The organism is Achromobacter sp. GD03932 (assembly GCF_029839485.1).
Classification (GTDB): domain Bacteria; phylum Pseudomonadota; class Gammaproteobacteria; order Burkholderiales; family Burkholderiaceae_B; genus Achromobacter; species Achromobacter bronchisepticus_A.
The window spans coordinates 1-20,243 of the sequence record NZ_JAOCAT010000027.1 but is presented as its reverse complement, the minus strand read 5'-3'; the positions used below and the strand labels follow the sequence as shown (position 1 = coordinate 20,243).

Sequence of the window (20,243 nt, the reverse complement as noted above, 5' to 3'; positions counted from 1 at the left end):
ATGCTTTATGGCCAGAATTCTGGTGGTTGACGACGAAGTCGGTATACGCGAGCTTTTGTCGGAAATCCTATACGACGAAGGACACACGGTCGAGCTGGCTGAAAACGCGGCGCAAGCGCGCGCCGCACGCTTGCGCATGCGTCCTGACCTGGTGTTGCTGGACATCTGGATGCCGGACACGGACGGCGTCAGCCTGCTCAAGGAATGGGGCTCGCAAGGTCTGTTGGACATGCCCGTGATCATGATGAGCGGCCATGCCACCATCGACACGGCAGTCGAGGCCACGCGCATCGGCGCCATGGACTTCCTTGAAAAACCGATCACGCTGCAGCGTCTGCTGAAGACCGTCGCCGCCGGCCTGGCGCGCGGGCGCGCGCCGCATCCGGCGCCTGCCGCCGCGCATCCGGCCGTCGCCAGCGCCGCGGTGGCGCTGGAAGACGAGCTCGATCCCCCGGTCGCCGCCGCCGCGCCGGCCAACGAAGTTCCGGTCACGTCCAACGGCCAACTCGGCAGCATTTCGTTGGACCAGCCGCTGCGCGAGGCGCGCGACGAATTCGAGCGCATCTATTTTGAATACCACCTGGTCCGCGAAAGCCACAGCATGACCCGCGTGTCGGAACGCACGGGGCTGGAACGCACCCACCTGTACCGCAAGCTCAAGCAATTGGGCATCGAGTCCGCCCGCAAGCGGAGCTCATGAAGATCCTGATCATGGGCGCTGGTCGCGTAGGCACCAGCGTGGCCGAGAACCTGGTGTCCGAAGAGAACGACATCACGGTGATCGACTCGGATCCTGTCCAGCTCCAATACCTGCAAGAACACTTCGACCTGCGTGTCGTCCATGGCGACGGCTCGCAGGTATCGGTGCTGGAGGCCGCCGGCGCCGCCGACACCGACCTGCTGATCGCCTGTGCGGCCTCGGATTCGGCCAATATGGTGGCCTGCAAGATCGCGCGCCAGCTGTTCAACATTCCCCGCCGCATCGCCCGCATCCGCTCGGTCGAGTTCGCCGAGCACCCGGAACTCATGAGCGAAGAGGGCTTCTGCATCGACGCCCTGATCAGCCCCGAGCGCAGCGTCACCACCTATCTGCACAGCCTGATCGAGTTCCCCGAGGCTTTGCAGGTGGTGGAGTTCGCCGAAGGCCGGGTCAGCGTCGTGACCGTGCGGGTCGGGGCGGGCAGCCCGATGGCCCATTCGCCGGTCGACAAGCTGCGCGACGTCTGGCCCGACGTGAAAGCGCGCGTGATCGACGTGCTGCGCGGCGGCCGGCCGCTGCGGGCCGGCAGCGGCACCGTCATCGCCCCGGGCGACGAGGTGGTGCTGGTGGTCGACTCGCGCGATGCGCGCCGCGCCGTGCGGCAGCTGCGCGAGGCCGAGCGCGCCGTGCGCCGCGTGATGATCGCGGGCGGCGGCAATATCGGCCTGCGCCTGGCGCGCCAGCTGGCCGAGGAAAAATACAGCGTCCGCATCATCGAGCGCGACCAGAAGCGCTGCGAATACCTGGCGACCCAGCTGCCCGACAGCGTGCTGGTGCTGCACGGCAGCGGCACCGACGAAGCGCTGCTGGAACGCGAGAACATCGAGGACATGGACACCTGGCTGGCGCTGACCAGCGACGACGAGGACAACATCATGTCCTCGCTGCTGGCCAAGCGCCTGGGCGCGCGCAAGGTGATTGCGCTGATCAACCGCCAGGCCTACGGCGAACTGATGCAGGGCAGCCATATCGACATCGCGGTGTCGCCGTCCCAGGCCACCATGAGCGAACTCCTGCGGCACGTGCGCCGCGGCGACGTGGCCGCCGTGCACCGGCTGCGCCAAGGCGTGGCGGAAGCGCTGGAGGCCATCGCCCACGGCGACCGCTCCACCTCCAAGGTGGTGGGGCGCGCGGTCGGGCAGATCAGCCTGCCCAAGGGCGCTAGCATCGGCGCCCTGGTGCGGGAAGACGAAATCATCCTGCCGGACGCCGACACCGTGATCGAATCCGACGACCACGTCATCGTTTTCGTGCCCTCGCGCCGGCAGATGCCGCGCGTGGAAAAGCTGTTCCAAGTCTCGGCGTCGTTCTTCTGATGCGCGCCGCCTCCTTCCTACTGCGCGGGCCGCGCGCGGCCGGATAGCTCCATGAAGCGCGTTCTGGGCACCCTCTACATCCTGGGCCTGACGATGGTGATGTTCGCGCTCACCATGCTGATCCCGCTGACCGTCGCCTACGTGGGCGGCGACGGCGCGCGCGAGGCCTTCCTGGACGGGTTCCTGATCTCGGTGGGCATAGGCGGGGGCCTGGCCGCGATAACGCGCCGCGCCCGCTGCGAGCTGCGGGCGCGCGATGGCTTCGTGCTGGTGTCGGCCGTGTGGGCGGGCCTGCCCCTGCTGGCGGCCATTCCGCTGCTGCTCTACTTCCACGGCGCCGGCTTGCCGCTGTCGTTTACCGGCGCCTATTTCGAGGCCATGTCGGGCCTGACCACCACCGGCGCCACCGTCCTGACCAATCTGGACACCTTGCCCCCGTCGATCAACCTGTGGCGGGCCACGCTGATCTGGATCGGCGGCATGGGCATCCTGGTGCTGGCCGTGGCCATTCTGCCCCTGCTCGGGGTGGGCGGACACCAGGTGGTGCGGGCGGAAACGCCCGGGCCGATGAAGGACGAACGGCTCACGCCCCGCATCGCCAGCACCGCCAAGGCGCTGTACGCGGTCTATTTCGTGTTCTCCATCCTGTGCTTCCTGGCCTATCGGGCGGTCGGGCTGTCGTGGTTCGAGGCCTGGTGCCATATGGCCACCACCATGGGCCTGGGCGGCTTTTCGACCTGGGACGATGGCTTCGCCCGTTTCGATTCGGTGGCGGTGGAAATGGTGGCGATGGTGTTCATGCTGATCGCGGGCATCAACTTCGCTACCCACTTCAACGCCTTCCGCCAGCGCAGCGCGCGCGCCTACGTGCGCTGTCCGGAGGCGATTCCCTACCTGGTGGTGGTCTTGGGAGTGGGGCTGGTCATCTCGGTGTTCCTGTTCCTGAAAGGGGTCTATGAAGACCCGCTGCAGGCGCTGCGCTACGGCATGTTCAACACGATTTCCATGGCGACCACCACGGGCTACGCCAATACCGACTTCGCGCAGTGGCCGCTGTTCGCGCCGCTGACCATGCTGCTGCTGTCGGGCTTTGCCACGTCGGCCGGGTCGACCGGGGGCGGCATCAAGATGATCCGGGCGATCCTGCTGGTCAAGCAGGCGCGCAACGAGCTGGTAACAATGTTGCACCCGCACGCGGTCAGTCCGGTGCGTATCAATGGCCGCGCGGTCGAGACCCGCACCATGTCGTCGGTGCTGGCCTTCATGCTGTTCTACGGCCTTTCCATCGCCGTTTTCACCAGCCTGCTGCTCCTGTCCGGCCTGGATCCGATCACCGCCTTCTCGGCCGTTTTCGCCAGCGTCAACAACACCGGCCCCGGCCTGGGCCCGGTCGGCCCCATGGGCAACTTCGCCGTCCTGTCCGATTTCCAGATCTGGGTCTGCACCTTCGCGATGCTGATCGGGCGCCTGGAACTGCTGACGGTGCTGGTGCTGTTCACCCCTATTTTCTGGCGGAAATAGTTCAGGGATAACCCTTATAAGGGTTGTCCCACCCCCTCTCGGAAGCCCCTTGAGCGCTTGCTGTCCGGCTGCCGCAGGCCGGGAGGCCGCGCCGTTTCTATGCCGTGAGCGCTCGCTCACTTTCCTTCACAGGGAAAAACCGATTGCTTCGTGATGTTGCACATAAATGTCACGATTTTCCATCTTCTTGCCACAAAACAGCGGCTATCATGCGTGCACAAGCTGCCGTCTAGTGCCCCCCGGGCTGTTTCCGGGCTTCAAGGTCGAACGGCGCACACCCTCATCAAACATTCAGAAAGGAGTCCGAGATGGAACAGATCCCGTTCATTTCGTCGGCCCCCAACACCCTGGGCATCGAGCTCGAGCTGCAACTGATAGACCCGCGCAGTTTTGACCTGACCGCAGCCTCGGACGAGCTGCTGGCTCAAATGGCCAACCACCCCATCGCCGACCGCGTTAAACCGGAAATCACGCGGTCCATGATTGAACTGAATTCCTCGGTGCACGAGCACCCCATGGGCCTCCTGGCCGAGATGCGCGAAATGCGCGACGCGCTGATCGAAGCGGCGGACGCCGTGGGCGTGTCGGTCGCCGGCGGCGGCGCCCACCCCTTCATGCGTTGGCAGGAACGGTCCATTTCGGACACCCCGCGCTTCCAGTACCTGGCCGAAATGTACGGTTACCTGGCGCGTCAATTTACGGTCTTCGGCCAGCACATCCACCTGGGCGTCAAGAGCGGCGACGATTCCATCAAACTGTTGCGCCGCCTGTCGCCCTATGTGCCGCACTTTATCGCCTTGTCGGCCTCGTCGCCCTATTGCGAGGGGGTGGACACCTTGTTTTCGTGCTCGCGCCTGAACGCGGTCAACAGCTTCCCGCTGGCCGGTCACATGCCGCCCGAAGTGAAGGACTGGTACCAGTTCGAGGCCCATCTGGCGCAGCTGCGCGCCTATGGCCTGGCGGAAAGCATCAAGGACCTGTACTGGGACATTCGTCCCAAGCCGGAATTCGGCACCGTCGAAATCCGCGTATGCGACACGCCGCTGACGGTCGAGCGGGCTTGCCAGCTGGCAGCCTTCGCCCAGGCCCTGGCGGTGCTGCTGATGCGCGAGGGCGACCCGGGCGACGGCGCCTGGCTGTCCTACCGCAGCAACCACTTCCAGGCCTGCCGCTTCGGTCTGCAGGGCAGCTACGTGACGCCGGACGGCCAGCGTCTGCGGCTGATGGACCACCTGCGCAACCTGTTCCAGCGCCTGATGCCGGTGGCGGAAGAGCTGGGCACGGGCGACATGATCGCTGCCCTGCGCGACGAATCCATGCGCAGCGGCAACGATTCCCGCTGGCTGCGCAGCCAGTTCCACCGCTTGCGCGACCTGCCGCTGGTGGTGGAGGCCATGTCGAACGCCTGGCGCGGCGCGGCCTCGCCAGGCGTAGGGCCCGCGGAACCGACGGCAGTCTTGAGGCGCCGTATTCGCGCAACCTCAGAGCCTATGTCGGCGCTGCCGGCTTCCGAGCCCGGGGTCAGCGTGCCGATGCCGGAACGGCTGCACTAGGCGGGAAGGCCGGCGCTCGCAAGGCGCCGGCTCCGCCGGTCAGCCTCTGCCGCCCCGATCAGGGCGTGCGGTGCCGGCCGCCAATCGCGCTGACCGACAGCCGGGTTTCTCCGGCCACGGTGCGATGCGCGGCGGCGCGCCAAGCGTGGCCGTAGGCGACTTCAATGCTCAGGACAATCAGGCCGTCGGGCCGGCGCTGCGCTTCCAGCGCGGCGCAGAGGCGGTCGCGCCAGTCGCGGCCCACCAGCCCGCCGCGCCGGCCTTCGGCCGGGTTGCCGCCCAGCGCGCGCACGTCCTGCAGCAGCTTTTCCGGGCTGCGGTACGTCAGGGTCAGGATCTCCTGGTCCATGACCGGATCCGCGAAGCCGTTTTCCACCAACAGGTCGCCGAAATCATGCATGTCCACAAAGGACGGCGTGGCCGTGCGCAGTCCGGCGTCGTCCAGGGCCTGGCGCAGCTCGCGCAGCGTGGCCGGCCCCAGACAGGAGAACATCGCCAGCCCGCCGACTTTCAGGACGCGCCGCCATTCCGCCAGCACGGCGTGCGGGGCGCGGTGCCAGTGCATGGCCAGGTTGGACCACACCAGTTCGAGTGATTCGGGCGCCAGGCCCGTCGCCGCCAAGTCGGCGTTGACGAAGGCAGGGGCGGCCGGGCCGCGGCGCGCCAGCTTGCCGATCCAGGCCGACAGGCCGGCGGGGGCGTAGCGCTTGCGCGCCTGTTCCAGCAGCGGTTCGCAGTTGTCCAGGCCGGTATAGGCGGAGTCGGGATAGCGTTCGCGCAGCAGCGGCAGGTTGTCGCCTGCGCCGCAGCCCGCGTCCAGCATGGCTTGCGGCTGGACCCGAATGTATTGCAGGCGGCCCAGCATGCGGCGGGCGACTTCCCCGTACAGGAACTGGGCCTCGGCCAGGTCGCCGCGGCGGGCGAATTGCCGGGGTACGTCAGCGCTGACGATGGGCAGGGAGGGGAGCGTTGCGGATTCTGGCAGGGACATTTCGGTCGCGCCCGCGTCTGCAACGCGGGCGGATCATGGTTTCATGAGGGATGGCATCCATTATTGCGCATCCCGGCCGCGGCTTCCGATTGCCCCTACGGGCCATGGGGCGGTGGCTGCTGTCGCGGGTCGGTTGCGATTGCCCCTTGTGCGGCGCCCGGGTGGCGGGTGCGCGGCTTTGCGCGGGCTGCGAGGCGGATATCTGCGGGGATGCTCTCCACCGGGCCGGGGCCGGTGCCGCGGCCGTCGCGCGCGGCCATGCTCCGCGCCGCTGCCCTTTTTGCGCCCTGCGGTTGCGTCCGGACGCGCCGCACTGCGCCGCCTGCCTGGGCGCGCCCCGGGCGTTTTCGCGCACGATTGCCGCCTTCGACTACGCGCCGCCCGCCGACACGCTGATCCTGATGCTGAAGACCCGCCTGCGGCTCAGCATGGCGCCGGTGTTGGCCCGGTTGATCGCGGCTGCCGTCGCCCGCGACGGTCCGGTACCGGACGGCGCCTTGCTGGCGGCCGTTCCCGCCAGCCGCGCATCGCTGCGCCAGCGCGGCATGAATCCGGCCGGTGAAATTGCGCGCAGCCTGGCGGCGGAGCTGGGGCTGCCGCTGGCGCGCGGGCTGCTGCGGCGCCGGCGCGAGACGCCCCGGCAGACCGCACAGGGCCGCCAGGCCCGCCGGCTCGGGGCGCAAAACCTGTTCTATTGCGTGGGCGACGTGCGCGGCCGGCAGCTGCTATTGGTGGATGACGTCATGACCACCGGCAGCACCGCCAACGCGGCCGCCGCCGCGCTGCTGGCGGCGGGCGCGGCGGACGTCAGGGTGCTGGTGGCCGCGCGCACGCCCTGAGCCGGCCCGCAGGCAAATCGGCGACAATTCCCGATGTGCGGCGACGTTTCCGCCGCAAGCCGTCCCGAGTCCCGAGCACCATGTTCCACGTCATCCTCGTTTGTCCCGAAATCCCGCCCAATACCGGCAACGCCATCCGCCTGTGCGCCAATACGGGCGCGCAATTGCACTTGGTGCGTCCCTTGGGCTTCGAGCTCGACGACGCCCGCATGCGCCGCGCCGGCTTGGATTACCACGAATGGCAGCCGGTCCGCGTGCATGACACGCTGCAAGAGGCCCTGGCCGATACCGGCGCCGCGCCGTCCAGCATCTACGCGCTGACCACGCACGCGCAGCGCAGCGTGGCGGACATCGGGTTCAAGCCGGGCGACGTGTTCGTGTTCGGCCGCGAAACCGCGGGCCTGTCGGAGGAACATCAGGCGATGTTCCCGCCCCAGCAGCGCCTGCGCCTGCCGATGCGCGCCGGCCAACGCAGCCTGAACCTGTCCAATGCCGTCGCGGTGACGGTGTTCGAGGCCTGGCGCCAGCAGGGGTATGAAGGGGGAGTGTGACGGGGCGCGCTGAATCCGGCGCGCTCGGCCCGTCACGGCTGGGCTGCAATCAGTCCAGCGACAGATTCAACTTCTCGATCACCTGATCCCAGCGCGCCTTTTCATTCTTGATGCGGGCGGTCAGGGCTTCGGGCGTGGATGGCGCGGGCGTGAAGTACTGCAGCGCCAGCTGCTTGCGCACCGCGTCGCTGCCGATGATGCGCGCCAGCTCGCTGTTGAGCCGTTCGACGATGGGCGTGGGCGTGCCGGCCGGAACCAGCACGGCGTTCCAGGAAATGGCTTCAAAGTCCGGATAGCCCTGGGACGCCATCGTCGGCACGCCCGGCAGTGCCTCGCTGGGCTGCAGGCTGGTCACGGCCAGCAGCTTCACCTTGCCGTCGCGCGCCTGGGGCACGGCGATGGCCGGCACCATGAAGCCGGCCTGGACGTCGCCGCCGATGATGGCCGAGATGACCTGCGGGAAGCCGGAATAGGGGATGTGCGCCAGGTCCACGCCCGCGCTTTCCTTGAACATCTCCATCGCCAGGTGGGCCGAGCTGCCCGGGCCGACGGAACCGTAGTTCAGCGAATTGCCGCGGCCCTTCACCAGCGCGACGAAGTCCTTGACGTTATCGACCTTCAGGCTGCTGGGCACGACCAGCACGTTGGGGCTGGTGCCCACCAGCGATACCGGCTGCAGATCGCGCAGCGGGTCGTAGCCCAGCGTCTTCTTGTACAGCGTGGGGGCGGTGACCAGCGGGCCGTTGATCGTGTAGAGCAGCGTGTAGCCGTCCGGCTTGGCCTGCGACACGATGCGGGTGCCGATGTTGCCGCCCGCGCCCGGCTTGTTGTCGATCACGATGGGCTGGCCCAGCGCCTGCGACAGCGGTTCCGAGATGGTGCGCGCCAGGATGTCGGGCGACGAGCCGGGCGGGAAGGGCACGACCATGTGGATCGGACGGTCGGGCCAGTCGGCGTGGGCGGCGGCTGGCAGAATCGCGGCCAGGCTCAGGCACAGGCCGCGTAGCAGCGGGCCGACCCGGAACTTGCGGGCTTGCGTCATGAAGGATGTCTCCTCGGGTTGTGCGGGGTATTTGTTTTTGGGGCGACTCAGTGGGGCCGGTCGTCCGGCGCCGCTTCCGGCTGGCTGGCTACCCCGCTTTCGTAGCGGGCGTCGCGCGCCAGCAGGGCGGACACGGCCGTCATGGGGGCCACGCCGTCGAACAGCACGGCGCAGACGGCTTCGGTGATGGGCAGTTCGACGCCGATGGCGCGGGCGCGGTCCAGCGCGGCGCGCGCGCAGCGCACGCCTTCGGCCGTGATGCCGCTGGCCAGGATGTCGGCCAGCTTGCGGCCGGCGCCGATCTCCAGGCCCACGCGGCGGTTGCGCGACAGCTCGCCGGTCGCGGTCAGGACCAGGTCGCCCAGGCCGGTCAGCCCGGCGAAGGTCTCGGCCTGCGCGCCCAGCGCCACGCCGAAGCGGGTCATCTCGGCCAGGCCGCGGGTGATCAGCGCGGCGCGGGCATTGGTGCCCAGGGCCAGGCCGTCGCCGATGCCGCAGGCGACCGCGATCACGTTCTTCAGCGCGCCGCCCACTTCCACGCCGACCAGGTCGGTGCTGGCATACACGCGCAGCGCCGCGCCATGGAAGGCGGCGGTGGTGGCGTCGCGCAAGGCGGGGCTGTCGCTGGCCACGGTCAGCGCGACCGGCAGGCCCTGCGCGACTTCGCGCGCGAACGAGGGGCCCGACAACGCGCCGCCAGTGGCGCCGGGCAAGGCCTCGCGCATGATTTCATGGGGCAGCCTGGCCGTGTCGGCTTCAAAGCCCTTGCACGTCCAGACGATGGGCGTGTCCTGTAATCCCAGCGTGGGCAGCCGGCGGGACAGCTCGCCGCAGATGGCGGTCAGGCCGGCCACGGGCACGCCCAGCACGATCAGGCGGCGCGCGCCGTCTTCTTGCAGGCTGCGCAGCGTGGCGTCGAGATCGGAGGAGATATTCAGTGCCTGCGGCAGGGCGATGCCTGGCAGGTAGCGCGCGTTTTCGTGCGAGGCCGCCATGTCGGCGGCCTGCGCGGCATCGCGCGCCCAGAGTACGGCGGCGTGGCGGCGGCTGGCGGCCGCCGCCAGCGCGGTGCCCCAACTTCCCGCACCCAGGACGGCGACGCGCAGGCGTGGCTGGATGGGATTTTTCATCGCCGAGCCGCCTCAAGATGAAAAGCGCCCCCACGGGGGGCAGCAAGCCGAAGGCGCGGCGTGGGGGCTCTTTTCATGGGGCGCCGCGGCTGCTTTACTGGCGGGTCGCGCCAGGGGGCAGGATGATGCCCGAGTCGCTGCCATTGCCGTTGGCGGCGCTTTGCTGCTGTTGCAGCTCGGCCAGGCGTTGCTCGTACAGGGCCTGGAAGTTCACTTCGGTCAGGTGCAGCGGCGGCATCGAGGTGCGGGTGATCGCATCGGCGATGTTGGCGCGCAGGTAGGGGTACAGCATGGTCGGGCAGACGATGCCCAGCAGCGGGTCGAGCTGTTCTTCGGGGATGTTGGCGGCCTCGAAGATACCGGCTTGCGTGCCTTCGACCAGGTACACGACCTTCTCGTTGATGCGGGTGGTGACGGTGACGGTGACCGTGGTTTCGAACACGGTTTCAGCCAGGCGTTGGCCGCCCACGGTGATGCTCACCTCGACCTGGGGCGCTTCCTGCTCCAGGAAGACGTGGGGCGCGTTCGGCATTTCCAGCGAAAGGTCTTTCAGGTAGACGCGCTGCAGATTGAACGAGGGCGCGTTGCCGCCTTCTTGCTGGGAGTTTTGGTCTTGATCAGCCATGAGTGTTTCCGTTGGTGGGAGGGGCAAAAAGGGGCGATTAGCTGGCCAGCATGGGGGCAAGGCCACCCGAGCGGTCCAGGGCCATCAGGTCGTCGCAACCGCCGACATGGGTATCGCCGATGAAGATCTGCGGGACGGTGCGCCGGCCGGTGCGTTCGATCATGACGTCGCGTTGGGACGGGTCCCGGTCGATCTGGATGATTTCCAGGTCGGTCACGCCGCGCTGCTCGAGCAAGGCCTTGGCGCGGGCGCAATAGGGACAATAGTCCTTGCTGTACATGACGACTTTATTCATGGGCGCTCCTGTGAGTACAAGAATAGGTAGATGGGGGCGAGGCCCCAGGCTTCAACCCTTCTGGGTCACGGGCAGGCTGGCCGCCGACCAGGCGCGCATGCCGCCTTCCAGCGGCACGACGTCGGCGAAACCCTGGGCGCGCAGCTTGGCGGCGGCGCGGGCCGAATCGCGGCCATTGTCGCAAACCACGACCAGCGGCTTGTTCTTGGGCAGCGAGGCGGCTTTCTGCTCCAGATCGGCCGCCGGCACGTTGCGGGCCTGGGCGATGTGGCCGGCCTGGAACTGTTCGGCGGGACGGACGTCGACCCATACGGCCTGGCGCTGGTTGACCATCTGGATGGCCTCGGTCGTGCTCACGGCCGAACCGGTGCGGCCTTTGCGCAGGGCGGGGATGGCCAGCATGATGCCGGAGATCACGGCAACGGCGACGATGAAGACGTTGTTTTTATCGATCAAGAATTGCAAAAGGTCCACGGGGCATCCTGAAGTGCGGCGACTAGCCTGGTATAGGCAAACCCTGATGCGCCGCGCCGCGGAAATGGGCGGGTGCGCCGGGGCAAAATCAAGGGCAAAATCGCTCAATTATAAAATGAGCGCATTCCTTCACTTTAACCCGCGTTACAAGCGTCCCAAATCATGCACAAACTCGTTCTGATGCGCCACGGCGAAAGCCAGTGGAATCTGGAAAACCGCTTCACCGGTTGGACCGACGTCGACCTCACCGAGACCGGCCGCGAACAGGCCCGCAAGGCCGGCGAACTGCTCAAGAAAGAAGGCTACACCTTCGACCTGGCCTACTCGTCGTTGCTCAAGCGCGCCATCCGCACCCTTTGGATCGCCCTGGACGCCATGGACGCCATGTACACCCCGGTCGGCGTGACCTGGCGCCTGAACGAACGCCACTACGGTGCGCTGCAAGGCCTGAACAAGGCTGAAACCGCCGCCAAGTACGGCGACGAGCAAGTGCTGGTCTGGCGCCGCGCCTACGCCATCGCCCCGGAGCCGCTGGCCCTGGACGACGAGCGCCATCCGCGTTTCGACAAGCGCTACGCCAAGGTGCCGGCCGACCAGCTGCCCGCCACCGAATGCCTGAAGGACACCGTGGCTCGCGTGCTGCCGTTCTGGAACGAATCCATCGCCCCGGCCATCCGCGCCGGCCGCAATGTCCTGATCGCCGCCCACGGCAACAGCCTGCGCGCCCTGATCAAGCACCTGGACAACGTGTCGGACGAAGACATCGTCAACCTGAATATTCCCACCGGCCAGCCGCTGGTGTACGAATTGGATGATGACCTGCGCCCGATCCGCCACTATTATCTGGGCGATGCCGCCGAGATCGAGGCGGCCATGGCTGCGGTGGCAGCCCAGGGCAAGGCTAAGAAGGACTGATATTCCTATGCGTCGCGCGGCAGGGTTGTTGTTGGCGGTCATGTTGACCGGTGGAGCGCTGTCGGCTCGCGCCGCGCCCAATGACCTCGCCGGCCGCCAGTCCGACGCGGAAAAGCAGCAGGCCGCCTTGCGCGACCGCATCGAGAACCTGCAAAAGGATATCGATGACCGCGAGGCTGCCCGCAAGGAAGCCGCCGACGCGCTCAAGCAGTCCGAGTCGGCGATTTCCAAGATCAACCTGCGCCTGCGGGAGCTGGCCGAGGCCAACCGTCAGGCGCAGGCCGACCTGACCGGCCTGGAAAAACAGATCGGCGCCCAGCAGGTGGTGCTGGCCAAGCGCCGCACCGAACTGGCCGAACAGCTGCGCACCCAGTACACCAGCGGCCTGTCACCCTGGACCGCCCTGTTGTCCGGCGACGATCCCCAGGTGCTGGGGCGCAACCTGGGCTATCTGGATTACGTGTCGCAGGCTCGCGCCAAGGCCGTGCAGGCCCTGCGCGAGGACATCGAGCGCCTGGCCGCCCTTCAGGGGCGCGCCGACGCCCGCCGCGCCGAAATCGAAAAAGTCGTGGCCGAGACCTCCGAGCAGAAGACCGCGCTGGTCGGTCAGCAGAAGGAGCGCGCCACGCTGCTGGCTCAGCTGGAAGGGCAGATCGCCGCCCAGCGCGCCGAAGCCAACAAACTGGGACGCGACGACCAGCGCCTGTCGCGGCTCATCACCGATCTGGACGCGGCCATCGCCAAGCAGATCGAGGACGCCCGCCGCGCCGAGGAAGCGCGCAAGCGGGCCGAGGAAGTGCGCCGCGCGGAAGAAGCGCGCCGCGCCGCTGAAGAAGCCAAGAAGCGCGCCGACGCCGAGCGCCGCGCCGCCGAAGACGCTCGCAAGAAGGCCGAGGCTGACCGCAAGCTCGCCGCCGACAACGCCAAGCAGGCCGCCGACAATGCCAAGCGCGAGCGTGACGCCCGCGATGCCCGCGATGCCGCCCAGGCGCGCGAACAGGTCGAAGCCGCCTCGCGCCAGAACCGCGGTCCCGTGGCGGTGGCCGACCCGGATGCCGCCGGACTGCGCCCGGCCGAGCAGAAGCAGTCGCGGCTGACCACGCCCGAACCGCCGCCTCAGGCCAAACCCGCGGAACCGCCCAAAAAGGCGGAACCTATAGAGGAAAAACCCGCTCCAACCCGTAGTGAGCCCGCTCAGCAGACCCAGACCGCGCGCGCCGCACCGGTGGGCGGCGGCAACGGCTTGCGCCACGGGCTGTCCATGCCGGTGCGCGGCCAGGTGCAGGGACGTTTCGGGGTCGACCGCCCGGACGGCGGCGTATGGCGCGGCGTGGTGCTGCGCGCGGCTGAAGGCACGCCGGTCAAGGTGGTGGCCCCCGGCACGGTGGTCTACGCCGATTGGCTGCGGGGTTTTGGCAACCTCATCATTGTGGATCATGGGCAGCAATACCTGACCGTCTATGCTTACAACCAAAGTCTGCTCAAACGGGTGGGAGATTCGGTGACGGGTGGCGATACCATCGCCACGGTCGGGGCGACCGGCGGCCAAGTGGAATCCGGCCTATACTTTGAAATTCGCCATCGTGGCGCTCCTGTGGATCCGGCACAATGGCTGGCGCAGTAGATTGATGTCGTTGGTAATTACCAAACCCCATCGGCGAAAACAAAATTCGGGAAGTGTGCATGGGCACTCGTAAGTTTCGCGGTTTCGGTCTGATTGCCATCGGTGCGGTGGCTGGTGTGTTGCTCAGCGTAGGCGTGACTGCGGTCGCCCAGCGCGGCAGCCCTCTGCCACTGGACGAACTCAGGCAGCTGAGCAATGTGTTCGCCGCCATCAAGAACAACTACGTCGAGGCCGTCGACGACAAGACCCTGATCGACAATGCCATCTCCGGCATGGTGTCGAACCTGGATCCGCACTCGGCCTACCTGGACGCCGACGCCTTCCGCGAAATGCAGACGGCCACGCAAGGCGAGTTCGGCGGCCTGGGCATCGAGGTCGGCGCCGAAGACGGCTTCGTGAAGGTCATCTCCCCCATCGAAGATACGCCCGCGGCCCGCGCTGGCGTGATGGCCGGCGACCTCATCATCAAGATCGACGACACGCCCACCAAGGGCATGACGCTCAACGACGCCGTCAAGCTGATGCGCGGCGCGCCCAAGTCGCCGATCACGCTGACCATCATGCGCGCCGACCGTCCGCAGCCCATCGTGCTGAAGATCGTGCGCGACATCATCAAGGTGCGCAGCGTGCGCAGCAAGATGCTGGACAACGGCATCGGCTACGTCCGCGTCGCCCAGTTCCAGGAAAAGACCGGCTCCGACCTGGCCAAGCAATTGAAGGACCTCGGCGCCAAGGAAGCTCCCAAGGGCCTGGTGCTGGACCTGCGCAACGATCCGGGCGGCCTGCTGACCAGCGCCATCGGCGTGTCCGGCGCGTTCCTGCCGCCCGACTCGGTGGTGGTGACCACCGACGGCCGCACTCCCGACGCCCGCCATAAGTACCTGGCCACGCCTTCGGAGTACGCCCGCGGCGAAAGCAACTACCTGGCCGGCCTGCCGGCCTGGACCAAGACCGTGCCGATGGTGGTGCTGGTGAACGTGGGTTCCGCCTCGGCCTCCGAGATCGTGGCCGGCGCACTGCAGGACCACAAGCGCGCCAAGGTCCTGGGCAACCGCACCTTCGGCAAGGGCTCGGTGCAGGTGATCCTGCCGCTGTCCGAAACCACCGCGGTCAAGCTGACCACCTCGCGCTACTTCACGCCCAGCGGCCGCTCCATCCAGGCCACCGGCATCGAACCTGACTACGTCGTCGCCGACACGGCCGAAGGCGACCTGTTCCGCCTGCCGCGCGAAGCCGACCTGCAGCGCCACCTGTCCAACCAGCAGACCGCCAACGAAGTGAAGTCCAGCGCCGGCGAAGATAACGCCGACCTGCCGGCCAAGGTGTTCGAATTCGGCGGCAAGGACGACTTCCAGCTGCAGCAGGCCTTGAACGTACTGGCCGGCAAGCCCGTGCAGAAGGGTTCGGCCCGCGCCCAGGCCAAGGCTGACGCCAAGGCCGGCGGCGGCACGCCCCAGCGCATGAAGATCACGCCGACCGGAGTCGAGCCCAGCAAGGACAAATGAACGACGAGCAACTGCTGCGCTACGCCCGCCATATCCTGCTCGACGAGCTGGGAATCGAAGGGCAGGAAAAACTGCTGGCGGCGCGTGTGCTCATCGTGGGGGCGGGCGGACTGGGTTCCCCCGCCGCGCTCTACCTGGCCACTGCCGGCGTGGGCGACATCACCCTGGCCGACGACGACGTCGTCGAGCTGAGCAACCTGCAACGCCAGATCCTGCATACCACCGCGAGCGTCGGCCGTCACAAGGCCGAGTCGGGGCGCGACATGCTGGCGGCCTTCAATCCGCAGACCCGTGTTCATGCCCGCGTCGAGCGGCTGGAAGGCCAGGCCCTGTCCGACGCCGTCGCCCAGGCAGACCTGGTGCTGGACTGCACCGACAACTTCGCCACCCGCCACGCCATCAACCGCGCCTGCGTGCAGCATCGCAAGCCGCTGGTGTCGGGCGCCGCGATCCGCTTCGACGGCCAGGTCAGCGTCTATGACCTGCGCGACGACAACGCGCCCTGTTACCACTGCCTGTTCCCGGAAGCGGACGACGTCGAGCAAGCCAATTGCGCCACGATGGGCGTGTTCGCCCCGGTCGTGGGCATCATCGGCAGCATGCAGGCCGCAGAGGCCCTGAAACTGCTGTCCGGGGTGGGCGAAAGCCTGTCGGGCCGGCTGTTGTGGCTGGACGTGCGCACCATGCAATGGCGCAGCGTCAACGTCCAGCGCGACCCGGAATGTGCCGTCTGCGGCCATCGCGGGCACTGATTTCCTGCCCGGGATTGGCCCCGCGGACAATATAAAACGCTTGTAATACCTGCTATAACGCCAGCCAGCCTACCCGAAAGCGGGTAGATGGCCTGGGGTTATCGCGTGGATACAGCACTGAAGTTCAGTTTGCCCAAATGGCGCCTGACGCGTTGGCTGACGCATTCCGGGCACGATACCCCTGCGGACATCCGTTCGGCCCTGATCGCCAGCCTGTTCGGCACGCTGCCCATTTTCGCCGGCGGCGTCATCAACACCCTGATGATCTCCGGCGTGGTCGCCTGGCGCCGCCCAGAGCCGTTGTATCTGTCCTGGCTGGCGCTGGAGGTGGCGCTGGCGCTGGTCCGCGTGCTGATCCTGCGGTCCGCCTTGCGTGCCGCGGCCAAGGGCGGCAATACCCATACCGACATCTACATCCTGCTGGCCCTGTTGTGGGCGTTCAGCGTGGGCTATGGCGTCTTCGTCACTTTCATCAACGGCGACTGGCTGGCTGCCACCTTGGCCGGGGTGTCCTGCGGGGCCATGGCCGGCGGCATCTGCTTCCGGAACTACGGCGCGCCGCGGCTGGTCGGCGCCATGATCTTCCTGAGCCTGGGGCCGATGTGCCTGGGCGCGGCCTTTACCGGCGAATACGTCACGGCCATCGTCTTCATCCAGATCCCGTTCTATCTGGTCAGCATGAGCGTCGCCTCGCACCGGCTCAATCGCATCCTGGTATCCACCATGCTGGCCGAGCGCGCCAGCGAACGCCGCGCCAGCGAAGACGCGCTGACCGGCCTGGCCAATCGCGCCGGCCTGCAGGCCGCGCTGGAACGCGTCTGCACCAGCGCGCGCGGCCAGGACAGCTCCGCGGCGCTGCTGTACATGGACATGGACGACTTCAAGCTCATTAACGACACCTACGGCCATGCCGCCGGCGACCAGGTGTTGATGACCATCGCCCAGCGCATGCGCTCCATGCTGCGGGTGGACGACGTGGCGGCGCGGATCGGCGGCGACGAGTTCATCGTGCTGGTGACCGGCATCGACGCCACGGCCGCCCTGCGGCTGGGCGAGCACCTGCTGCACGACGCCTCCCAGCCGATCACCCTGGCGGATGGCACGCGGGTCAGCGTCGGCCTGTCGATAGGCATTTCCATCGTGTCCGGCGCCAACCGCAGCCCGGAAGCTGCCATGCATTCCGCCGACGCCGCCCTTTACCGCGCCAAGGCGCAGGGCGGCCGCTGCTGCGCCGTGGCGGGAGCGGACGAAGCCGAGAATACCGTGCCGGACGGCGAACCCGCCGTCGCCTGATCCACCGCGCCCGCGGCAGCCCATCAAGCTTGAAGCCGATCTGGAAGCGGCTTCTTTCTTGAAAGTTATCAGATAACCTGAGAAGTGTGCCTATAATGCCCGGATGCTGACCAAGAGCCTCACCTTGACCGAACAGGTCGCCCGCCAGATCGCCGCCGACATCGCCGGGGGCGCCTATCCCATTGGCGCCAAGCTGCCGGCGGGCCGCGTGCTGGCTGAGCAATACGGCGTCAGCGCCGCAGTCATCCGCGAAGCCACTGAACGGCTGCGCGCCCAGGGCCTGATCCAGAGCCGGCAGGGGTCCGGCAGCACCGTGCTGTCGCGCACCGGCGCACAGGGCTTCCAGCTATCCGCCGGCATCGCCGTGGACCGCAAGCAGCTGGCCGGGGTCTACGAACTGCGCATGGAGCTGGAAGGCGGCGCGGCCGCGCTTGCCGCGCTGCGGCGCGACGATGCGGACCTGGCTGCCATGGCGAGCGCCCTGGCCGACCTGGAATCGCATCTGGACGACCCGGAGCAGGGCGTGGAACACGACATCGCCTTTCACCGCGCCATCGCCGCCGCCACGCACAACAGCTGCTACCAGGACCTGCTGCAGTATTTGAACCTGCAGCTCAGGCTGGCGGTCAGCACCGCGCGCAGCAATAGCCGGCTGCAAGCCGGCCTGACGGCCGCCGTGCACCAGGAACACGTGGCCGTGTTCGAGGCCATCCGCGCCCGCGATCCCGAACGGGCGCGGCACGCCGCCGCCCGCCATCTGCAACAGGCGGCCAGCCGCCTGCAACTCGATCTCCTCTCTCCCGCCGCAAGGCAGACATCATGAGCGCATCCGACTTTACGCAACGCCTGGTCCAGGCCCTGGGCCCTGACACCGTCATCACCGCCGAGGCCGACATCGCGCCCTGGTTGTCCGACTGGCGCGGCCTGTACAAGGGCAACGCGCAGGCGGTGGTGCGCCCGCGCACGACCGCCGAGGTCTCCACCTGCCTGGCGCTGTGCCAGGAGGCAGGCGTGCCGGTGGTGCCGCGCGGCGGCAACACCGGCCTGTGCGGCGGCGCCACGCCGGATGCCGCCGCGGGCAACGTGGTGCTGAGCCTGGACCGCATGAACGCCGTGCGCTCCATCGACACCATCGCCAACACCATGGTGGCCGAGGCCGGCGCCATCCTGGGCAACTTGCGCCGCGCCGCGCAGGACGCTGGCCGTCTGCTGCCGCTGAGCCTGGCGGCGGAAGACTCCAGCCAGATCGGCGGCAACGTCGCCACCAACGCGGGCGGCGTGAACGTGGTGCGCTACGGCATGGCGCGCGAACTGGTGCTGGGCCTGGAAGCCGTGCTGCCCACGGGCGAGATCTTTCACGGCCTGCGCACGCTGCGCAAGGACAATACCGGCTATGACCTCAAGCAATTGCTGATCGGTTCCGAAGGCACGCTGGGCGTCATCACCGCCGTTGCCTTGCGCCTGTTCCCGCGCACCGACGTGCGCTCGGTGGTGCTGGCCGCCGTCGAATCGCCGATGCAGGCGCTGCAACTGTTCGAGATCCTGTTCGAACAATGCGGCGCGCGGCTGCAGGCATTCGAATACTTCTCGGGCGATTGCCTGGACCTGGTGCTGACGCATGCCGCAGGCGTACAGGAACCTTTTGCTCAGCGCTATCCGGCCTATGTGCTGGTGGAGCTGGCGGACACGGCCGACGAGGCCGCGCTCAACGGCCTTGTTGAAAACGTGATCGGCACGGCGCTGGAGCGTGGCCTGTGCCTGGACGCGGCGGTTTCCGCATCGCTGGCGCAATTGCAGGCGCTATGGAAGCTGCGCGAGGAAATCTCCGAAGCCCAGCGTGCCGACGGCCCGCACCTGAAGCACGACGTGTCGCTGCCGATCGAACACATTCCCGCTTTCATGGAATCCGCCGAAGCGCGCGTGCGCGCGCTGTACCCGGACATCCGCCCCTTCATCTTCGGCCACTTCGGCGACGGCAACCTGCACTACAACCTGTCGCGTCCGGCGGGCGCCGACCGCGACTGGGTGGCGGTGCATGGGGCGGCGATCACGGACGCGGTGCTGGACGAGGTCAATCGCTATGGCGGGAGCATTTCGGCTGAGCACGGGATCGGGCAGCTGAAGCGGGATCATTTCCTGCATAGCAAGGATGCGCTGGAGTTGCGGTTGATGCGGGAAATCAAGGCTGTGTTGGATCCTGCGGGGATTATGAATCCTGGGAAGTTGCTGTAGTTTTCTTGGGGCGTTCTTGAGCGGAGCTTCGTGGGCTGTTCGTCGGTGTGCATGAGCGAAGCTTCGTAGGCCGCACGGCGGCGCTGGCGGTGTGGCGGCGAGCGCCCACGATTGCGGTCCGGAGCCTTCGCTCCGGACTGCCCCGTTGTCATCCTCGTCCAGGCCTTCGGCCTTCCCTTCGGATTCCCTCGGGCGCATCGAGGTTGCTCGCCGCCACACCGCCAGCGCCGCCGTGCTACCTGCGTCTTGGCCTGTTGCATCGCTAGAGCCGTGTTCGGTGTCGAGTCTTGCTAGGCCCGCTCATTGCGGCCGCCCGGGCGGCCGCAATGAGCATACGCGCTTGCGTGCGTCGTGACGGGTGCGCTAGCGCGAATGCGGCGGGCGGCTTGCTAGTGGTCGTCGCCGTTTTGGGGGAGGGGCGGTGATGGGCGGCGCGCGTTGGACAGAAGCTTGCGCACGCAGATCGTCTCGCGCGCGCCGCCCATCCGGCGGCGGAGTTGAAATGACGAACGTTTGGCGCCTCATGACGCTTCCGTGGGATGGGTGAAGCACCAAGCAAGAACCCCAGCGTCCAGCACAAGTAGCCCACGGCCGGACCCTTACGCACTCCCCCGTCCTGCCCACCTCCACGCACTCACCACCTGCGCGCAGCGTCATCATCCGACGCCAGACACCGCGTAAGCCCCCAAAGGCCGCCCGCGCGGCCGGCCGGGGGCGGGCCCCGCAAGATCCTCGCCCACCCCCCACCGGTGGCGAAAACGCCAAGCACACAGCTCGTCCCGGCGACCGTGAAGATCCAACAGACAGAGCACGGCGCGGCAGTGG

At 67.6% G+C, this 20,243-nt stretch carries 19 protein-coding genes; 13 read left to right on the top strand and 6 right to left on the bottom strand.

Annotation, left to right across the window (positions count from 1 at the left end; translation table 11 throughout):
- The first annotated feature begins 7 nt into the window (after positions 1-7).
- The 4 genes from N5C88_RS22925 (at position 8) to N5C88_RS22910 (ending at position 5,150) form a co-directional block, all read left to right on the top strand.
- Entirely contained in the window at positions 8-700 is a 693-nt protein-coding gene (locus N5C88_RS22925) for a response regulator (RefSeq protein ID WP_059378202.1), read from the top strand.
- Positions 697-2,076 (top strand): Trk system potassium transporter TrkA, encoded by a 1,380-nt coding sequence (trkA, locus tag N5C88_RS22920; protein WP_059378200.1) that lies wholly within the window; start codon positions 697-699, stop codon positions 2,074-2,076. Before N5C88_RS22925 ends, trkA begins: the two co-directional genes overlap by 4 nt.
- Positions 2,077-2,127: 51 nt before the next feature.
- The gene (locus tag N5C88_RS22915) at positions 2,128-3,597 is read left to right on the top strand and encodes a potassium transporter TrkG (protein WP_280016312.1); all 1,470 of its coding nucleotides are present in this window, start codon (positions 2,128-2,130) and stop codon (positions 3,595-3,597) included.
- Positions 3,598-3,905: 308 nt separating this feature from the next.
- A complete protein-coding gene (locus N5C88_RS22910; RefSeq protein ID WP_059378196.1) occupies positions 3,906-5,150 on the top strand; it encodes a YbdK family carboxylate-amine ligase in 1,245 nt (414 codons plus the stop codon).
- A gap of 58 nt (positions 5,151-5,208) precedes the next feature.
- Here the strand turns inward: N5C88_RS22910 and N5C88_RS22905 are convergent, their stop codons facing one another.
- On the bottom strand, positions 5,209-6,141 hold the full coding sequence (locus N5C88_RS22905; RefSeq protein ID WP_280016311.1) for a methyltransferase domain-containing protein: 933 nt from the start codon (positions 6,139-6,141) through the stop codon (positions 5,209-5,211).
- 293 nt (positions 6,142-6,434) lie between these two features.
- Between N5C88_RS22905 and N5C88_RS22900 the strand changes: the two genes are divergently transcribed.
- Both N5C88_RS22900 and N5C88_RS22895 read left to right on the top strand, forming a co-directional pair.
- Positions 6,435-6,980 carry a phosphoribosyltransferase family protein gene (locus tag N5C88_RS22900; protein WP_347881409.1) on the top strand — a complete coding sequence of 182 codons (546 nt, stop codon included), beginning with the start codon at positions 6,435-6,437 and terminating at the stop codon, positions 6,978-6,980.
- 80 nt (positions 6,981-7,060) lie between these two features.
- Positions 7,061-7,531, top strand: coding sequence for a tRNA (cytidine(34)-2'-O)-methyltransferase (locus N5C88_RS22895; RefSeq protein ID WP_013396662.1), 471 nt, complete (start codon positions 7,061-7,063; stop codon positions 7,529-7,531).
- Positions 7,532-7,580: 49 nt separating this feature from the next.
- Here N5C88_RS22895 and N5C88_RS22890 read toward each other — a convergent pair whose 3' ends face one another.
- The 5 genes from N5C88_RS22890 to N5C88_RS22870 form a co-directional block, all read right to left on the bottom strand.
- Positions 7,581-8,573, bottom strand: a complete 993-nt coding sequence (locus N5C88_RS22890; protein WP_059378192.1) for a tripartite tricarboxylate transporter substrate binding protein — start codon at positions 8,571-8,573, stop codon at positions 7,581-7,583.
- Positions 8,574-8,620: 47 nt separating this feature from the next.
- On the bottom strand, positions 8,621-9,703 hold the full coding sequence (locus tag N5C88_RS22885; protein ID WP_280016310.1) for an NAD(P)-dependent glycerol-3-phosphate dehydrogenase: 1,083 nt from the start codon (positions 9,701-9,703) through the stop codon (positions 8,621-8,623).
- 94 nt (positions 9,704-9,797) lie between these two features.
- Entirely contained in the window at positions 9,798-10,328 is a 531-nt protein-coding gene (secB, locus tag N5C88_RS22880; protein ID WP_059378188.1) for a protein-export chaperone SecB, read from the bottom strand.
- A gap of 37 nt (positions 10,329-10,365) precedes the next feature.
- Positions 10,366-10,623 carry a glutaredoxin 3 gene (gene grxC, locus N5C88_RS22875; protein WP_054457721.1) on the bottom strand — a complete coding sequence of 86 codons (258 nt, stop codon included), beginning with the start codon at positions 10,621-10,623 and terminating at the stop codon, positions 10,366-10,368.
- 51 nt (positions 10,624-10,674) lie between these two features.
- Positions 10,675-11,097, bottom strand: a complete 423-nt coding sequence (locus N5C88_RS22870; RefSeq protein WP_059378185.1) for a rhodanese-like domain-containing protein — start codon at positions 11,095-11,097, stop codon at positions 10,675-10,677.
- Positions 11,098-11,259: 162 nt separating this feature from the next.
- Between N5C88_RS22870 and gpmA the strand changes: the two genes are divergently transcribed.
- From gpmA to N5C88_RS22835, 7 genes are all read left to right on the top strand, one after another.
- Positions 11,260-12,012 (top strand): 2,3-diphosphoglycerate-dependent phosphoglycerate mutase, encoded by a 753-nt coding sequence (gpmA, locus tag N5C88_RS22865; protein ID WP_059378183.1) that lies wholly within the window; start codon positions 11,260-11,262, stop codon positions 12,010-12,012.
- A 7-nt stretch (positions 12,013-12,019) separates the two neighbouring features.
- A complete protein-coding gene (locus N5C88_RS22860; RefSeq protein WP_118931593.1) occupies positions 12,020-13,636 on the top strand; it encodes a peptidoglycan DD-metalloendopeptidase family protein in 1,617 nt (538 codons plus the stop codon).
- Between the two features lie 59 nt (positions 13,637-13,695).
- The gene (locus N5C88_RS22855) at positions 13,696-15,141 is read left to right on the top strand and encodes a S41 family peptidase (protein ID WP_059378178.1); all 1,446 of its coding nucleotides are present in this window, start codon (positions 13,696-13,698) and stop codon (positions 15,139-15,141) included.
- Entirely contained in the window at positions 15,138-15,893 is a 756-nt protein-coding gene (moeB, locus tag N5C88_RS22850) for a molybdopterin-synthase adenylyltransferase MoeB (protein ID WP_059378175.1), read from the top strand. The genes N5C88_RS22855 and moeB overlap by 4 nt, the downstream gene beginning before the upstream one ends.
- Positions 15,894-15,998: 105 nt before the next feature.
- Positions 15,999-17,186, top strand: a complete 1,188-nt coding sequence (locus N5C88_RS22845; protein ID WP_280016309.1) for a GGDEF domain-containing protein — start codon at positions 15,999-16,001, stop codon at positions 17,184-17,186.
- Between the two features lie 103 nt (positions 17,187-17,289).
- Positions 17,290-18,009, top strand: a complete 720-nt coding sequence (locus N5C88_RS22840) for a FadR/GntR family transcriptional regulator (protein ID WP_118931594.1) — start codon at positions 17,290-17,292, stop codon at positions 18,007-18,009.
- Positions 18,006-19,418, top strand: a complete 1,413-nt coding sequence (locus tag N5C88_RS22835) for an FAD-binding oxidoreductase (RefSeq protein WP_280016308.1) — start codon at positions 18,006-18,008, stop codon at positions 19,416-19,418. Before N5C88_RS22840 ends, N5C88_RS22835 begins: the two co-directional genes overlap by 4 nt.
- The last annotated feature ends 825 nt before the right edge of the window (positions 19,419-20,243 follow it).

Bases quoted from the DNA above. Each gene is read 5' to 3' on its own strand.
- N5C88_RS22925 (WP_059378202.1), top strand. From the start codon at position 8: ATGGCCAGAATTCTGGTGGTTGACGACGAAGTCGGTATACGCGAGCTT.
- trkA (WP_059378200.1), top strand. From the start codon at position 697: ATGAAGATCCTGATCATGGGCGCTGGTCGCGTAGGCACCAGCGTGGCC.
- N5C88_RS22915 (WP_280016312.1), top strand. From the start codon at position 2,128: ATGAAGCGCGTTCTGGGCACCCTCTACATCCTGGGCCTGACGATGGTG.
- N5C88_RS22910 (WP_059378196.1), top strand. From the start codon at position 3,906: ATGGAACAGATCCCGTTCATTTCGTCGGCCCCCAACACCCTGGGCATC.
- N5C88_RS22905 (WP_280016311.1), bottom strand. From the start codon at position 6,141: ATGTCCCTGCCAGAATCCGCAACGCTCCCCTCCCTGCCCATCGTCAGC.
- N5C88_RS22895 (WP_013396662.1), top strand. From the start codon at position 7,061: ATGTTCCACGTCATCCTCGTTTGTCCCGAAATCCCGCCCAATACCGGC.
- N5C88_RS22890 (WP_059378192.1), bottom strand. From the start codon at position 8,573: ATGACGCAAGCCCGCAAGTTCCGGGTCGGCCCGCTGCTACGCGGCCTG.
- N5C88_RS22885 (WP_280016310.1), bottom strand. From the start codon at position 9,703: ATGAAAAATCCCATCCAGCCACGCCTGCGCGTCGCCGTCCTGGGTGCG.
- secB (WP_059378188.1), bottom strand. From the start codon at position 10,328: ATGGCTGATCAAGACCAAAACTCCCAGCAAGAAGGCGGCAACGCGCCC.
- grxC (WP_054457721.1), bottom strand. From the start codon at position 10,623: ATGAATAAAGTCGTCATGTACAGCAAGGACTATTGTCCCTATTGCGCC.
- gpmA (WP_059378183.1), top strand. From the start codon at position 11,260: ATGCACAAACTCGTTCTGATGCGCCACGGCGAAAGCCAGTGGAATCTG.
- N5C88_RS22860 (WP_118931593.1), top strand. From the start codon at position 12,020: ATGCGTCGCGCGGCAGGGTTGTTGTTGGCGGTCATGTTGACCGGTGGA.
- N5C88_RS22855 (WP_059378178.1), top strand. From the start codon at position 13,696: ATGGGCACTCGTAAGTTTCGCGGTTTCGGTCTGATTGCCATCGGTGCG.
- moeB (WP_059378175.1), top strand. From the start codon at position 15,138: ATGAACGACGAGCAACTGCTGCGCTACGCCCGCCATATCCTGCTCGAC.
- N5C88_RS22840 (WP_118931594.1), top strand. From the start codon at position 17,290: ATGCTGACCAAGAGCCTCACCTTGACCGAACAGGTCGCCCGCCAGATC.
- N5C88_RS22835 (WP_280016308.1), top strand. From the start codon at position 18,006: ATGAGCGCATCCGACTTTACGCAACGCCTGGTCCAGGCCCTGGGCCCT.